A 14407-nucleotide genomic window follows, 5' to 3' on the forward strand; every position below is an offset into this window, starting at 1 on the left:
GGACACTGGCGGCGTGGACTTCGACGCGCTCATCGCCCGGCTCGACCTCGCCGCCAAGGTACGCCTGCTCACCGGAGCCGACATGTGGTCGCTCCCTCCGCTCCCCGAGATCGGCCTGGACCGGCTCGTCATGAGCGACGGCCCCATCGGCGTCCGCGGCGAGCGGTGGAGCCCGGGCGACCCGTCGATCGCGCTGCCCAGCCCCACCGCGCTCGCCGCCACCTGGGACCTCGGCCTGGTGCGGCGGGCCGGGCGGCTGCTCGCCCAGGAGGCCCGGCGCAAGGGCGTGCACGTGCTGCTCGCGCCCACGCTCAACCTGCACCGTACGCCGCTCGGGGGCCGGCACTTCGAGTGCTACTCCGAGGATCCGTACCTGACGGGCGAGATCGGGGCGGCGTACGTCGAGGGCGTGCAGGAGGGCGGGGTCGCGACCACGCCCAAGCACTTCGTGGCCAACGACTTCGAGACCGACCGCTTCACGGCCGACGTGCGGGTCGGGGAGAAGGCGCTGCGCGAGGTGTACCTGCGGCCGTTCGAGCGGGTGGTGCGGGCCGGGGCGTGGGGGCTCATGACCGCGTACAACGGGGTCAACGGCACCACCATGACCGAGCACGCCGACCTGGTGCTCGGGGTGCTGAAGGGCGAGTGGGGGTTCGACGGGTTCGTGGTCTCCGACTGGACGGCGGTGCGGTCCACTGAGGCCGCCGCGCTGGGCGGGACCGACGTGGCCATGCCGGGGCCGTACGGGCCGTGGGGCGAGAAGCTGGAGGAGGCGGTGCGCGCGGGGCGCGTGCCGGAGGCGGCGATCGACGACCGGGTGCGGCGGATCCTCCGCCTCGCCCACCGCGTCGGCGCCCTCCGTCCTTCTGAACCCGTGACGGGGACGGACCCTGCTGAGATCGACGGGGTGGCGCTGGCCCGGGAGGTGGCGGCCCGCGGGTTCACGTTGCTGACCAACGACGGGCTGCTGCCGCTGCGCGGCACGCCGACGCTCGCCGTCATCGGCGCCGCCGCGGGCGAGGCCAGGGTCATGGGCGGCGGCAGCGCCCAGGTCTACCCCGACCGGGTGGTCTCCCCGCTGGCGGGCCTGCGCGCCCGTGCCGAGGTGCGCCACGCCGTCGGCGCCGACCCGCGCATCCGCCTGGCGCCCATCCCCTCCCCCGCGCGGGCCCTGTTCCTGGACGGTGACGGGGGCGTGCTGGCCGAGCATCCACTGCCCACCGCCGAGGCCCGCTGGATCGGGCAGCTCCCGCCCGACGTGGACGGCGGACGGCTGCGCGCGGTGCGGCTGGTGACGACGTACACGCCGGACATCTCCGGCGAGCACCGGCTCTCGGTCGCGGGCGTGGGCGCGTTCACGATGACCGTGGACGGTGAAACCGTGCTCGACGAGACCGTCGAGGCCGCCGGCGATCCGGCGACGGCGTTCCTGTCGCCGCCCGAGCGGCGGGTGGGGGTGCCCATGACGGCGGGCCGCCCGTACGAGGTGACCCTGACCTCCCCCGCCGGCACGATCGGCGGCCTCGTGTTCGTGGCGTTCACGCTGGGCCACGCCGCCCCCGGTCCCGGCGCGGACGAGCTGCTGGCCGAGGCCGTGCGGGTGGCCGCCGCCTGCGACGTGGCCGTGGTGGTGGCGGGGACCACGCCGGAGGTGGAGAGCGAGGGCTTCGACCGTACGGGTCTCGCGCTGCCCGGCCGCCAGGACGAGCTGATCCGCGCGGTGATCGCCGCCAACCCGCGCACGGTGGTCGTGGTCAACGCGGGCTCGCCGGTCGAGATGCCGTGGGCGGAGGAGGCGGCGGCGGTGCTGCTCACCTGGTTCCCCGGCCAGGAGGCGGGCACGGCGCTCGCCGAGGTGCTGTTCGGGGACGCCGAGCCGGGCGGGCGGCTGCCGACGACCTGGCCGCGCCGCCTCGCCGACGCGCCGGTGTCCGCCGTGACGCCGATGGACGGGGTCGTGGCCTACGACGAGGGCCCGCGCATCGGCTATCGGGCGTGGCGGGAGGCGGGGACCGAGCCGGCGTTCTGGTTCGGGCACGGCCTCGGGTACACCACGTGGTCGTACGACCAGATCGCCGCCGAGGGCCCGCCCGAGGCGATGACGGTCACTGTGGCGGTCACTAACACCGGGGACCGACCGGGGCGCGAGGTCGTGCAGGTCTACGCCCACCTGTCCGGGGAGCCCGGGGACGTCCGGCTGGCCGGTTTCGACGTGGTGGAGGCCGAGCCGGGCCAGACCGTGCTGTCCACCGTGTTCCTCGACGAGCGGGCCTTCCAGGTGTGGGACGGCGGCTGGCGTACGGTCGAGGGCGAGCACGTCGTCACGGCGGGCCGCAGCGTCGCCGATCCGCGCCTGTCGATCACGGTGCGGACCGCGCGGGAGATGTAGCTCAGCGCGAAATCGGCGGGCGCGTTTTCCATTGTCCACCAGTTGGTTTGTATCCTTCAGAGCATGGCAAAGTCCGAGGACCAAGAGAAGCCGGGGCGCATCAAGCAGCTCCGCATGATCGCGCAGATCATCAAGCAGGCCAACCCCAAGGGGATGCCGATCGTCTTCCTCTCCGCGGTGGGCACGCTTGCCGTGATCGTCGTGATCGGCCTGGTCACGGACTATCTGTGGTATTCGCTGTTCATCGGCGTGCTGGCCGCGATCACGGTCGGGCTGGTGGTGTTCGGGCAGCTCGCGCAGAAGGCCCAATACTCGATCCTGCACGGCCAGACCGGCGCCGCCGCGGCCGTGCTGCAGGGCATGCGGGGCAACTGGCAGGTCACCCCCGCAATCGCGGTCAACCGCGACCAGGACCTCGTGCACCTCGTGGTCGGCTACCCCGGCGTGGTGCTGGTGTCGGAGGGTCCAGGCAACCGGGTGGCGAAGATGCTCGCGGCCGAGAAGAAGCGGGTCGCGCGGGTGGTGCTGGGCATCGAGATCTACGACGTGCAGTGCGGTGACGGCGAGGGGCAGGTGCCGCTCGGCAAGCTGCAGCGCCACCTGATGAAGCTGCCGCGCAACCTGAAGAAGCCGGCCGTCAACGAGGTGAAGGACCGCCTGCGCTCGCTGCCGCGCAACATGCCCCTGCCGAAGGGGCCGATGCCCAAGGGCGCCCGCATGCCGCGCGGCCCCAAGATGCGCTAGTGCTGTCCACCTCTTCGCGGGCCAACCGCTGGTGGTGGGACGGCAACGCCGACGACTACCAGGTCGAGCACGGCGAGTTCCTGCGCGACTCGGGTTTCGTGTGGTGCCCCGAGGGGCTCGACGAGGCCGACGCGCGGCTGCTGGGCGAGGTGCGCGGCCGGCGCGTCCTGGAGATCGGCTGCGGGGCCGCCCAGTGTGCGCGCTGGCTGGCCGCCCAGGGGGCCGAGGTGGCCGCGTTCGACGTCTCGCACCGGCAGCTCCAGCACTCCCGGCGGATCGACCTCGACACGGGGGTGCGGGTCCCGGCGGTGCAGGCCGACGCCGAGGCGATGCCGTTCGCCGGGGCGTCCTTCGACGTGGCGTGCTCGGCGTTCGGGGCGCTGCCGTTCGTGGCCGACGCGGGGGCCGTCTTCCGTGAGGTGCGCAGGGTGCTGCGGCCGGGCGGGCGGTTCGTGTTCTCGGTGAGCCATCCGGTGCGGTGGGCGTTCCCCGACGACCCGGGGCCGCGCGGGCTGACGTCCGACCGCTCCTACTTCGACCGCTCCCCCTACGTCGAGCGGGACGAGCACGGCACGCCCACCTACGTCGAGCACCACCGCACGCTGGGCGACTGGGTCGGCCTGCTGGTGGCCTCGGGGCTGACGATCACCGGGCTGCTGGAGCCGGAGTGGCCCGAGGGCCACGAACGGGTGTGGGGCGGCTGGAGCCCGCTGCGCGGCCGGCACCTGCCCGGCACGGCCATCTTCAGCTGCACCCGCCCCTGAGCTACTCCTTGGGCGTCACATGCGCACGACCATCGTGTTGGACACGCGGTCGTGCAGGCCGCGGTGGTCGCGGTCCCAGATCAGCGCGGGCACGGCCAGGCACAGCAGCACGGTGCGCACCAGCACGGGCAGCAGGCGGGGGTCGCCGCCGTCCATGGCGGCGACCCTGATGCCCATGAGCCGGTGCCCGAACGTCTGCCCCATGAACCCGACGAGCAGCAGATACTGGACGGCGAACACCGCCACCGGCGCCCACGGCGACTCCGCCGGGTTCATCCGCAGCAGCAGTTGCACGACCACCCACGTGCAGATCATCCAGTCGATGACCAGCGCGCCGATGCGGCGGCCCCAGCCGGTGACCGATCCGCTGCCCTCCTCGGGCAGCCCCAGGCGCTCCCCCGGATATCCGAGGTCGATGCCGGCGGCCCTGACCCCGCCGAGCCACGTCTGCGTCCACCGGGGCTGCTTGCTGCTCATGCCTCCAACGGTATCCGCCCGGGTGGCCGGTCGGCGTCGTGACCCAACCGCGTCATCCGCCCGCCACCATGTACGCCATGCCACACGGGGATGACCTTGACCGGCGGTTCGAGGAGCTGGTCGGGCAGATCGACGACGCCGAGCGGCGCCGCATGCGCGCCGAGGCGACCAGGGCCGCCAAGGAGGCCAGGAACCGCCGCCCGCCGCGCCAGGAACGGGGCCGGCGTGCCGGATCATCCGGCTCGGAGAGCTTCGGTCCCCCCGCGCGGCCACGGCGGTGGGGGCGGGCGCTGGTGGTCCTGTCGGCGGTGGTCGCGGCCGTGGGGCTGGTCGTGACGTACCGGCCCGGCCTGCTGATGCTCGGCGACGCCGCGTACGAGGGGGTCGCCACCAGCCCGCCCACCGCGAGCGGAGAGGCCACCGGAGGGATCGAGGAGACGGCCGCCACCCCGGACCCCTCGCGTGACCCGTTCGCCGGCTCGCCCGCCGAGCACTACGCCGAGGGCGTCAAAGGCTTCGTGCTGCCCGAGGCCAAGGCCATGGGCGGGCTCTCCGAGAAGGACGTGGCCAAGGGGCTGAAGCGGACGCGCGAGCTGCTGGCGGCGGCGTACCTCGACGAGAAGACGCTGCTGGGAGGCGCGCCCGACGCCTTCGCCAAGCTGCTGGAGCCGCGGCAGCGCCGCCGGTTCGAGGACGGCCTGGACGACCGCCGCACGACCCGGGTGTACGTGACCAGCCTCGCCAAGGGCACCGCCGAGCTCGCCACCGAGGTGATCAAGGTGAAGGGGCGGATCACGCTCGACGCGTTCCGGCGGGACGGCAGGCGCGGCGTGGAGGCGAAGCTCAACCACCTGATCATCTACGCGGTGCGCCGCCCGGGCCGGCCCGACACCACGATCAGGCTCGCCACCCACCCGACCGGGAGCGTGCTCATGTACCGCGACGGCGGGCGGCTGGTCGTCGCGCCCAGGGGCTGGAGCGCCGCTGCCACGCCCGCCCGCTGCGGCTTCGACGACGGCTACATCCATCCGGTCTACGACGACACGCCCGGCACGGACAGCAAGGGCACCGGCCCGATCCTCGACCCCTACGACCTCGACGAGCCCCGCAAGCACGGGACTTGCCGGAGGAGCAAGCACACCTGACGCTGCGTAACATGTGCGAAACAATCGGGACACCATGTGGAAACGCCTTAGCCCTAGCGTCGCAATGATGGCCAGTCCCCAGGGAGGTTCGAGAGTGTTCAACTCCGCCGACGACGTCCTGAAGTTCATCAGTGACGAAGGGGTGCAGTTCGTCGATGTCAGGTTCACCGACCTGCCGGGGACGACGCACCACTTCACCTTCCCGGTAGAGAACTTCGGCGCGAGCGTCTTCACTGACGGGCTCATGTTCGACGGTTCGTCGATCCGTGGTTTCCAGCAGATCCACGAGTCGGACATGCTGCTGCTGCCCGACCCGTCCAGCGCCGTCGTGGACCCGTTCAGGCAGCACAAGACGCTCAACATCAATTTCTTCGTGCACGACCCGCTGACCGGCGAGGCCTACAGCCGCGACCCGCGCAACGTCGCCCGCAAGGCGGAGGAATACCTCAAGGGCACCGGCATCGCCGACACGGTCTACTTCGGCCCTGAGGCCGAGTTCTACATCTTCGACGACGTCCGGTTCGAGACCCGCCAGAACGCCGGCTACTACTACATCGACTCCATCGAGGGCGCCTGGAACACCGGCAAGGCCACCGAGGGCGGCAACCTCGGCTACAAGCCGCGCTACAAGGGCGGCTACTTCCCGGTGCCGCCGATGGACCACTTCACCGACCTGCGTTCGGAGATGGTCCGCAACCTCATCGAGTGCGGCATCGACGTCGAGATGCAGCACCACGAGGTGGGCACGGCCGGCCAGGCGGAGATCGACTTCAAGTTCGGGACGCTGCTCAAGACCGCCGACAACCTGATGCTGTACAAGTACATCATCAAGAGCACGGCGATGGAGTTCGGCCACACGGTCACGTTCATGCCCAAGCCGATCTTCGGCGACAACGGCTCCGGCATGCACTGCCACCAGTCGCTGTGGAAGGACGGCTCGCCGCTGTTCTACGACGAGGTCGGCTACGCGGGCCTGTCCGACACGGCCCGCTACTACATCGGCGGCCTGCTCAAGCACGCGCCGTCGCTGCTGGCCTTCACCAACCCGACGGTCAACTCCTACCACCGCCTGGTGCCGGGCTACGAGGCGCCGGTCAACCTGGTCTACTCGCAGCGCAACCGGTCGGCCTGCGTCCGCATCCCGATCACGGGCTCCAACCCGAAGGCCAAGCGCATCGAGTTCCGGGTGCCCGACCCGTCATGCAACCCGTACTTCGCCTTCGCGGCGATGCTCATGGCCGGCATCGACGGCATCCGCAACAAGATCGAGCCGCCGGAGCCCGTCGACAAGGACCTCTACGAGCTCCCGCCCGAGGAGGCCCGCAACATCCCGCAGGTGCCCGGCTCGCTCAGCGACGTGCTCAACGCGCTGGAGGAGGACCACGACTACCTGCTCGAAGGCGGCGTCTTCACGCCTGACCTGATCGAGACGTGGCTGTCGTACAAGCGGGAGAACGAGGTCGACCCGATCCGCCTCCGGCCGCACCCGCACGAGTTCGAGCTCTACTACGACGTGTGACCGGCGACCGCGCGGTGACGTGCGTGTTCACCGCGCGGTGTCCTCTGTCAGCCGAGGTCGGGCGGCGTGGGCGAAGGGTCCCGCCGCCTCACCCCTGCCTCGGCCGTCTCGCGGATCCGCTCCAGGGTCCGTCGCATGCCCTCCCGCAGCTCGGCGCGGCGGTCGTGGCAGCCGAACAGCGTGCCGATGATGAACCACCCGAGGCGGGTGAGCGGTTCGGTGACGTCGTAGGACTCCTCCAGCCTGGTGCCTGGGCCGTCAGGTTCGAGCCGGTAGCGCCAGACGAGCGTGCCGGCGAACTTCTCGGTGCGGGAGAAGGCGAACTCCCGTCCCGGCCGCGCCTCGACGACGACCGGGCGGTTCTTCCACGCCGGGCCCCTGCGGACCTTGTTGACCGCTTCGAACCGGGCGCCCACGGCCGGACCCGTCGCCCCGTCCAGCCACGTGCAGCGCAGGATCTCCGGGCTGAACTCGGGCGTTCTCGTCACATCGCTGACCAGGTCGTACACCGCCTCGGGCGGAGCCTCGACATACAGGCTCACCTGGTCATGGTCGAGTGTCTGCATCAGTGCCTCCGATCGTCGTGTATCGGGCGAAGAACAGGTCGAGCGCGGTCTCGGTGAGGCCGGTGAACAGGCCGGTCTCGTAGCCGGCCGCGGGCTCGTTGGCCAGCTGCTGGGAGATCAGGCCGCTCAGCACGACGGTGTAGAGCCGCAGCGCCTCGGGCGAGACCGCCTCCGCGGTCAGGTGGCCCAGGCGTACGGCCGCGGCGAACTCGGCGCGCGCCGCCTCCATCTGCCGGGCGCTCGCGGCGAACGTCTCCGGGGTGGGGGTGAATCCGGGCACGGGCCGCCAGAACAGCAGCTGGGCCAGTGCGGGGTTCTCCACCGCCCAGCGCACGAGCGCCCGGGCCGACGCCCTGATCCGGGGCACTCCGGGGGGCAGCGGCTCGACGGCGGCCCGGACGGCCGCCTCGCTGCGCGCGATCCCCCGGGCGAACAGGGCGTCGTACACGGCGTGCAGCGAGGAGAAGTACTTGTAGAGGGAGGGCTGGCGCATGCCCAGACGCCGCGCGATCTCCGACATCGACACCCCTGCGACGCCGGCCGATTCCATGATCGAGACCGCGATGTCCAGCGCCTCGTCGATCGTCGCCTGGCGCCGTGCGAGCCGGCGGGCGTTGGGGGGCGAGGTGCTATGAGGGCTAGCCATGGCTATAGCCAATAGCCGTCCGGCCGGCCTGTCGACACCTCGCCACGGAGATGTTCTCCTTACCCGCGCCGTCGTCCAACCAAAGGCGCTCGTTCGTCGTCCAAGGGATCACGATCATCTGGACGGACGGAGCATCGATGGGCGAGCGCGTCCGGCGGGGGTACGTCCTCTGCCTCGGGTTGGTGGCGGTGACGGTGGCGGGGTGCGTGGTGCCCGTCCTCGGTGACCCTATGCCTCGGCCGGTCGGCCTGGAGCGTACGGACGATGGGCATCTCAAGATCGTGGTGCCTCTGTGCGACGGCGAGGGGGTCTCCGCCGTCAAGGTGCAGGAGCACCAGACCTGGCGCCTGGTGTGGCAGGCCTCCCTGCCCGTGCGGACGGCGGAGCAGTACGGGACGATCATTCTCGGGGACGCGAGCGGGTTCGGCCGTCAGGAGACGCCGCTGCGGGAGGCGGTGCCGCCGCACATCGGCGTCAGCGTGAAGCTGTCGAGCGGTCACCCGGCCGGGCGCGGGTTCCTTCTGAGCGAGGTCGTCGGCGGCGGCCGGGTGAGCCATTTCGACGGGGAGGTGCTGACGGAGGAGGAGTTCCGGCGGCGGGTGACCGATGAGTACTGCTGATCCCGTCAGACGGCGGTGTCGAAGCGGGGGCCGGACGGGGTGAGGATCGCCGGGTGCGGGGCGGCGACGGACCAGAGGGCGGTCAGTTCGGCCGCGAGCGCGTCCATCAGGGCCTCGACGTCGGCGCGGGCCGTCTCGTGCAGGGCCTCGGCGACGATGAGGACGTCGGCGGTGTCCGGGCTTACGGCGGACAGCCCGCTCTGCCGGTTCGTCCAGCGGCGCGCGTGGGCGCGGCCCTCGGCGTCGGCGAAGACGACCTCGCCGGGCGCCGGGTGCTCGTCGTCGCCGGAGAAGGTGAGGTAGGTCTCCTCGCCGGTCGCGTACCGCACCTCCAGGTCTCCCGCGACGCGGGAGAGGTCGAAGACGGCGACCGGGATCGCGTAGGCGATGGACACCGCGTTGCACAGGTCGATGAGGGGGTGCAGCCGGGGCAGGGCGCCCTCCTTGCGGAAGCGGCGCAGCAGCGACTCCGAGGCGCATCTGTACTGGGTGGGCTTGAGCCCCATTCGGGTGAACGCCCGCCGCCAGGCCTGGATCTCCGGGAGCTCGCTCTCGGTGGCGGTGGCCAGGCGTTTGGCGGCGGCCTCGGCGTACGGGACCAGCCGGTCGTCCACGGAGACGCCGGCGTTGAGGCCGCGCGCGACGAGGACACCGGGCACCAGCTCGGGGAAGTCGCGCCACAGGGCGGCGGAATGCTGGAAACGCACAACCGATCACGATACCCGGACCCGGCGGGCCCGGGCGGTAGCCAGGCCGTAGCAGGCGCAGGTGAGCGCGGTGAGTACGGCGGCGACCAGCAGCGGGCGGCCGACCACGCCCATGACGGCGACGCCGAGCGTGGCCCCGGCCTGGCGGAAGGCGTTGAGCACGCCGCCCGCCGTGCCGGCCGTGCCCGCCGGGGCCCGGCCGACCATCCCGGCCATGAGCGCGGGCAGCACGAACGACAGCCCGAACCCCATCACCACCAGCCACGGCGCGACCGCCTCGGTGAGCGCCAGCCCGCCCAGCCCGGCCGCGACGAGGGCGAGGCCGCCGAGGATGGGCGGGCGCGGCCCGTGGCGGGCGACGAGGCGGCCGGTGAGCAGCGGGTTCACGGTCATGGGGAGCGTGAGCGGCAGGAAGGCCAGGCCGGCGGCCATCGGGGTGAGGTGGCGGACGTCCTGGAACAGCAGGGTGAGGACGAACAGGGCGCCGGAGAAGGCGAAGTTCGCGGCCACGCCCGCCAGCAGCTCGGGCCAGGTGGCGGCGAGCAGGCCGCCGGGCAGGGCCGGCGCGTGGCTGCGGCGTTCGGTGACCACCAGGGCCGCCAGCGCGGCCACGGCCGACCCTGCCGCGACGGGCGAGGCGTCGATCAGGGCCTCGGCCAGCAGTCCGAGGAACGCGCCCGCGAGGATCTGCACCCGCCAGTCGATCCCGCGTACGCCGCGAGGGGAGGTCACCGGGCGCATGACCAGCAGGCTGACGACGGCGGGCGGCACGTTGACGAGGAAGACGGCGCGCCAGCCGTACAGGTCCACGAGCAGTCCGCCGAGCAGCGGCCCGGCGGCGAGCGCGGTGCCGGTGAGCGCGGCCCACACGCCGGTCGCGCGGGCGCGGGCGGCGGGCGAGGGGTACAGCTCGGCCAGCAGCCCGAGCGAGCCGCCGGTGCAGAGCGCGGCGGCCACGCCCAGCAGCGCCCGCGTCCCGATCAGCACGCCGAGGTGCGGCGCGGCGGCGCACAGCAGCGAGAGCCCGCCGAACGCCGCCACGCCCAGCTTGAACACGCGGGCCGCGCCGTAGCGGTCGGCGACGGCGCCGCCGGCGAGGAGGGCGGCGGCGAAGGCGACGGTGTAGGCGTTCACGGCCCACTGCTGGCCGGCCGGCGCGCCGCCGAGCGAGTCCCGGAGGTCGGGCAGGGCGACGGTGAGCACGGTGGTGTCGAGTATCACCAGGAAGTAGGCGAGGGAGAAACCGAACAGACGCATGCCGCCCAGCCTGCGGAAATCCGCCCGTCCCGCTCAACAGGGACGGCCTGAGGGAGCGTTCGGGGAAACCGTATGCTGGCCGGCATGGATTTGCGGCAGTTGCGGGGATTCGTGGCGGTGGCGGGGGCCGGAACGGTCACCGAGGCCGCCCACGCGCTCGGCCTGGCCCCGGCCTCGGTGTCGGAGCAGGTGCGCCGGCTGGAGCAGAGCCTCGGCGTGACGCTCTTCGAGCGGACGCCCCGGGGGATGCGGCTGACCGAGCCGGGCGCGGTGCTGCTGGAACGGGCGCGGGGGCTGCTGGATCACGCCGAGGAGGTGCGCCTGGCGGTGACCGCCGAACGGCGCCGGATACGGGTGGGCGCGCTGGAGATGGTGGCCGCGGCCCGGCTGCCCGCGGTGATCCGCCGGCTGGCCGAGCGCCGTCCCGACCTGGACGTGGACGTACGCGCCCTGACCCGGCGCGACCTGCTGGCCGAGGTGGCCGGCGGGCGGCTGGACGCGGCGCTGCTGCTGGACACCGGACCGCGGGTGGGCGGGCTCGGCTTCGACCCGCCGGACGGGCTCGACTTCCTGGACGTGGGCGAGGTGCGGCTGTCGCTGGTCGCGGCGCCGGGCGGTGACACCGAGCCCCTGCTGGTCAGCCCGCGCGGCTGCTCGATCAGGCTGGCCGCCGACCGGCTGCCGGACGCCGGGCCGCGCAGGGAGCTGACCAGCATCGCGACCGCCCGCGAGTGGGCCAGGCAGGGGCTCGGCAGCGCGCTGCTGCCGGACTTCGCCGTGGACGCCGACCTGGCCGCCGGCACGCTGGTCCCCCTGGGCCCGCCCGCCGCCGACGCCGGTCCGCCGTTCACGCTGGCGCTGCGGCTGGTGTGGCGGCGCGGGCGGGAGCCCACCCTGCGCGACGTGCTCTACGCCATGGCGTCCTGAGCCTCCGGGGCGTCCTGCGCGAGGGCGGCCAGGAGGTCCGGGAGGCGGCCGGTGGCGGCGGCGACCCGGAGCGTGTCCTGGTATTCCCGCCAGTGCGCGACCTGCCCGTCGCGCGCCCTGAGCACGCCGATGAAGGGGGCCGAGCGCCGCTCGCCGGTGCCCGGGAGGGCGGCGCCGAGCTCGTACTCGACGATGACGACGCCGGGATCGGCGGTCTCGTGCACGGTGACCTCGCTCATCTCCAGCCGGAAGGGCAGCGCGGCCCGTCCCGGCCGGGCCAGGCCGAGGAACGCGGCCCGCCCCTCGATCCTGCGGGGCCGTCCGGGGGCGGCGAACGGGGTCTCCACGACGACGTCCTCGGCCCAGACCTCCTCGTCGTCGTGCTCGCCGCTCAGGTAGCCCCGCAGCCGGTCGAACACCTCGCGTGCGCTCATGGCGCCCTCCTCGGGATTAAGATGAGTACGCACTCACGTTCAGCGAACATAATGAGTGCCCACTCAGCTTGTCAACGAGGAGAGGGAGGACGCCGGTGGCCCAGTTGCGTGCCGACGCCCGGCGCAACCGCGAGCGCATCCTGGCCGCCGCCGAGGAGGTCTTCGCCGAGCGCGGCGCGTCGGCGTCCACGGAGGAGGTGGCGGCCCGCGCCGGGGTGGCGATCGGCACGGTGTTCCGGCACTTCCCGACCAAGGACGACCTGCTCGCCGCGATCTTCAAGGCGCTGCTCGCCCGGCTGGTGTCCGAGGCGGGCGAGCTGGCGGGGGGCGGCGATCCGAAGACGGCGCTGTTCGCGTTCTTCACGCGCGTCGTGGAGGCGGCGGCGGCCCGCAGGACCGTGGCGGAGCTGCTCACGGGCGGCGGGGCGGGCCTGCGGCTCGGCGGCGCGCTCCGGGCGCTGGACGAGCCCCTGGGGACGCTGCTGCGCCGCGCTCAGGAGGTGGGCGCGGTCCGCGAGGACGTACGGCTGGAGGAGGTGACCGCCCTGCTGGCGGCCGCCTCGCAGGCGGCCCTGCTGTCCGGCTGGACGCCGGAGCTGCAGGACCGCACGCTGGAGATCATCTTCAGGGGTTGCCGGCCCTGAGCCGGTAGAGGACGGTCCGGCGCAGAGGGCTGCCCTCCGGCACGGACGGGAAGTCGAAGTCCTCGGCCGGGTCCCTGGTCATGCCGAGGCGCTGCATGACGGCCTGCGAACGCAGGTTGGTGGTGGCCGTCATGGAGATGATGTCCGTCAGGCCGGCCTCCTCGAACGCGTACGTGACCACCCGCCTGGCGGCCTCGGTGGCGTACCCGTGACCCCAGGCCGGGCGGGCCAGCCGCCAGCCGATCTCGGCGGCGGGCAGGAAGGGCGCGTCGAACGTCTGCCAGATCAGCCCGGTGAAACCGATGAACTCACCGGTGCCGATGACCTCCAGCGCCCACAGGCCGTAGCCGCGCTCGTCGAACTGCCGCTCGATGCGGTCCACCATGGTGTCGCTCTGCTCGCGCGTGAGCAGAGCGGGGAAATGCTCCATGACCTCGGGGTCGGCGTTCATGGCCGCGAAGGGCTCGCGGTCCTCCTCGCGCCATCTGCGCATGATCAGCCGTTCTGTCTCCATCCGACCAACACTACGGCGTCAGCGCCGGGACCGGATCCCTGTCAGGCGGCGCAGGACGTCCCACCAGAACGGCGCCCCGAACAGCAGCGCCACGTACGTCAGCAGGAAGCCCGGCCAGTGGCTGGGCGTCATCAGGCGGTCCCACCAGGTGGAGCCGTTCCAGTCGACGCTCGGCTCGCCCTCCTCCGGGATCGACACGCTCACCAGGGCCTGGCCGAGCATCCGCACCAGGGCGGGCTGGCTCATCGTCTCGGTGACGCAGTGCACGGGGTCCGCGCCCGCGCACCGGGCCTTCAGCTCGCTGTACGCGTCGGGCCCGGCCTCGGACACGGCGGTCACCGAGGCGCGGAAGGCGTTGTCGCGCAGCAGCGTCTTGGCGTACTCCAGCCCGTCCATCGTGAATACCAGCGTCACCAGCAGGCTCAGCGCGGCGAGCACCCACTTGACGTAGCGCTTGTAGAGCAGCGACAGCCGCTGCATCTCGCCGTCGAACCAGGTCTCGACGCCCTGGCGGAAGCGGTCGAGGTCGCGCTGGGCGGTCTCCCAGATGCCCTTCAGGTGGCCGTACAGGGGGCTGTCGGCGGCCTTGAGCTTGGCGAGGAAGCGCTCCACGTCGCCGTCCTCGCTCGTCGCCAGCTCCATGACCGCGACCGAGAAGCGGCCGGGCGGGATGTCGGCGATGCTGGTGCGCCCGCGCTTGGCGTGGTCGATCTCGCGTACCCGCTCGTAGAGCAGCTTGATCATGGCGTCGTCGGCCTTGGCCCGCGGCTCGGGCACCGCGCCGGCCTCGGACGGGGCGGGCAGGTCGCTGTAACGGGGACGCGGGTCACGCAGGAACGGCAGCCGGGTGAAGACGTCGCGTACGCGGGCGGGCAGCCAGGATCCGTTCAGGTCGGCGCCGTCCAGCGTGTCCCTGAGGTAGGCCCACAGGAACTTGCTGCGGATGGACAGCAGCCGCACGACCCCCTCGTTGATGCCGCTCACCAGCAGCGACAGCAGCAGGAACGTCACGGCCAGGCCGAGGGCGAGATCCACGTAGACGGATAACATCGCG

Annotated in this window: 16 protein-coding genes; 8 read left to right on the forward strand and 8 right to left on the reverse strand. The window is 72.6% G+C overall.

Features of this window, described 5'->3' with window-relative positions; translation table 11 throughout:
* The first annotated feature begins 13 nt into the window (after positions 1-13).
* From ACBR40_RS25285 to ACBR40_RS25295, 3 genes are all read left to right on the forward strand, one after another.
* The gene (locus ACBR40_RS25285; protein ID WP_371250337.1) at positions 14-2389 is read left to right on the forward strand and encodes a beta-glucosidase; all 2376 of its coding nucleotides are present in this window, start codon (positions 14-16) and stop codon (positions 2387-2389) included.
* A gap of 63 nt (positions 2390-2452) precedes the next feature.
* A complete protein-coding gene (locus ACBR40_RS25290) occupies positions 2453-3133 on the forward strand; it encodes a DUF4191 domain-containing protein (protein WP_344214549.1) in 681 nt (226 codons plus the stop codon).
* Positions 3133-3897, forward strand: coding sequence for a class I SAM-dependent methyltransferase (locus ACBR40_RS25295; protein ID WP_344214547.1), 765 nt, complete (start codon positions 3133-3135; stop codon positions 3895-3897). The genes ACBR40_RS25290 and ACBR40_RS25295 overlap by 1 nt, the downstream gene beginning before the upstream one ends.
* A gap of 15 nt (positions 3898-3912) precedes the next feature.
* Here the strand turns inward: ACBR40_RS25295 and ACBR40_RS25300 are convergent, their stop codons facing one another.
* Positions 3913-4374, reverse strand: a complete 462-nt coding sequence (locus tag ACBR40_RS25300) for an RDD family protein (RefSeq protein WP_344214545.1) — start codon at positions 4372-4374, stop codon at positions 3913-3915.
* A gap of 77 nt (positions 4375-4451) precedes the next feature.
* Here ACBR40_RS25300 and ACBR40_RS25305 point away from each other — a divergent pair, with 77 nt between their 5' ends.
* Both ACBR40_RS25305 and glnA read left to right on the forward strand, forming a co-directional pair.
* On the forward strand, positions 4452-5519 hold the full coding sequence (locus ACBR40_RS25305) for a hypothetical protein (RefSeq protein ID WP_371250338.1): 1068 nt from the start codon (positions 4452-4454) through the stop codon (positions 5517-5519).
* 94 nt (positions 5520-5613) lie between these two features.
* On the forward strand, positions 5614-7038 hold the full coding sequence (gene glnA / locus ACBR40_RS25310; RefSeq protein WP_329580929.1) for a type I glutamate--ammonia ligase: 1425 nt from the start codon (positions 5614-5616) through the stop codon (positions 7036-7038).
* Between the two features lie 47 nt (positions 7039-7085).
* Here glnA and ACBR40_RS25315 read toward each other — a convergent pair whose 3' ends face one another.
* The gene (locus tag ACBR40_RS25315; RefSeq protein WP_371250339.1) at positions 7086-7604 is read right to left on the reverse strand and encodes an SRPBCC family protein; all 519 of its coding nucleotides are present in this window, start codon (positions 7602-7604) and stop codon (positions 7086-7088) included.
* Complete coding sequence (locus ACBR40_RS25320) at positions 7585-8250, reverse strand: TetR/AcrR family transcriptional regulator (RefSeq protein WP_371250340.1); 666 nt, start codon at positions 8248-8250, stop codon at positions 7585-7587. The genes ACBR40_RS25315 and ACBR40_RS25320 overlap by 20 nt, the downstream gene beginning before the upstream one ends.
* A 137-nt stretch (positions 8251-8387) precedes the next feature.
* On the opposite strand from ACBR40_RS25320, the gene ACBR40_RS25325 reads away from it, so the two are divergent.
* Positions 8388-8870, forward strand: a complete 483-nt coding sequence (locus tag ACBR40_RS25325) for a hypothetical protein (RefSeq protein ID WP_371250341.1) — start codon at positions 8388-8390, stop codon at positions 8868-8870.
* A 5-nt stretch (positions 8871-8875) separates the two neighbouring features.
* Here the strand turns inward: ACBR40_RS25325 and ACBR40_RS25330 are convergent, their stop codons facing one another.
* Together ACBR40_RS25330 and ACBR40_RS25335 are read right to left on the reverse strand one after the other, a co-directional pair.
* The gene (locus ACBR40_RS25330) at positions 8876-9577 is read right to left on the reverse strand and encodes a B3/4 domain-containing protein (RefSeq protein WP_371250342.1); all 702 of its coding nucleotides are present in this window, start codon (positions 9575-9577) and stop codon (positions 8876-8878) included.
* 6 nt (positions 9578-9583) lie between these two features.
* Positions 9584-10834 carry an MFS transporter gene (locus ACBR40_RS25335; RefSeq protein WP_371250343.1) on the reverse strand — a complete coding sequence of 417 codons (1251 nt, stop codon included), beginning with the start codon at positions 10832-10834 and terminating at the stop codon, positions 9584-9586.
* An 84-nt stretch (positions 10835-10918) separates the two neighbouring features.
* Between ACBR40_RS25335 and ACBR40_RS25340 the strand changes: the two genes are divergently transcribed.
* Positions 10919-11761, forward strand: coding sequence for a LysR family transcriptional regulator (locus tag ACBR40_RS25340; protein ID WP_371250344.1), 843 nt, complete (start codon positions 10919-10921; stop codon positions 11759-11761).
* Here ACBR40_RS25340 and ACBR40_RS25345 read toward each other — a convergent pair.
* On the reverse strand, positions 11743-12195 hold the full coding sequence (locus tag ACBR40_RS25345; protein WP_371250345.1) for a nuclear transport factor 2 family protein: 453 nt from the start codon (positions 12193-12195) through the stop codon (positions 11743-11745). The two genes, ACBR40_RS25340 and ACBR40_RS25345, sit on opposite strands and share 19 nt — an antisense overlap.
* A gap of 95 nt (positions 12196-12290) precedes the next feature.
* On the opposite strand from ACBR40_RS25345, the gene ACBR40_RS25350 reads away from it, so the two are divergent.
* Positions 12291-12839 carry a TetR/AcrR family transcriptional regulator gene (locus tag ACBR40_RS25350; protein WP_371250346.1) on the forward strand — a complete coding sequence of 183 codons (549 nt, stop codon included), beginning with the start codon at positions 12291-12293 and terminating at the stop codon, positions 12837-12839.
* Here ACBR40_RS25350 and ACBR40_RS25355 read toward each other — a convergent pair.
* Positions 12820-13353: a GNAT family N-acetyltransferase gene (locus tag ACBR40_RS25355; RefSeq protein WP_344214524.1), complete on the reverse strand. Its 534-nt coding sequence runs from the start codon at positions 13351-13353 to the stop codon at positions 12820-12822. The two genes, ACBR40_RS25350 and ACBR40_RS25355, sit on opposite strands and share 20 nt — an antisense overlap.
* A gap of 18 nt (positions 13354-13371) precedes the next feature.
* The gene (locus ACBR40_RS25360) at positions 13372-14403 is read right to left on the reverse strand and encodes a hypothetical protein (protein WP_371250347.1); all 1032 of its coding nucleotides are present in this window, start codon (positions 14401-14403) and stop codon (positions 13372-13374) included.
* Positions 14404-14407 lie beyond the last annotated feature (4 nt).

It is taken from the genome of Nonomuraea sp. AD125B (genome assembly GCF_041402765.1).
Taxonomy (GTDB): domain Bacteria; phylum Actinomycetota; class Actinomycetes; order Streptosporangiales; family Streptosporangiaceae; genus Nonomuraea; species Nonomuraea bangladeshensis.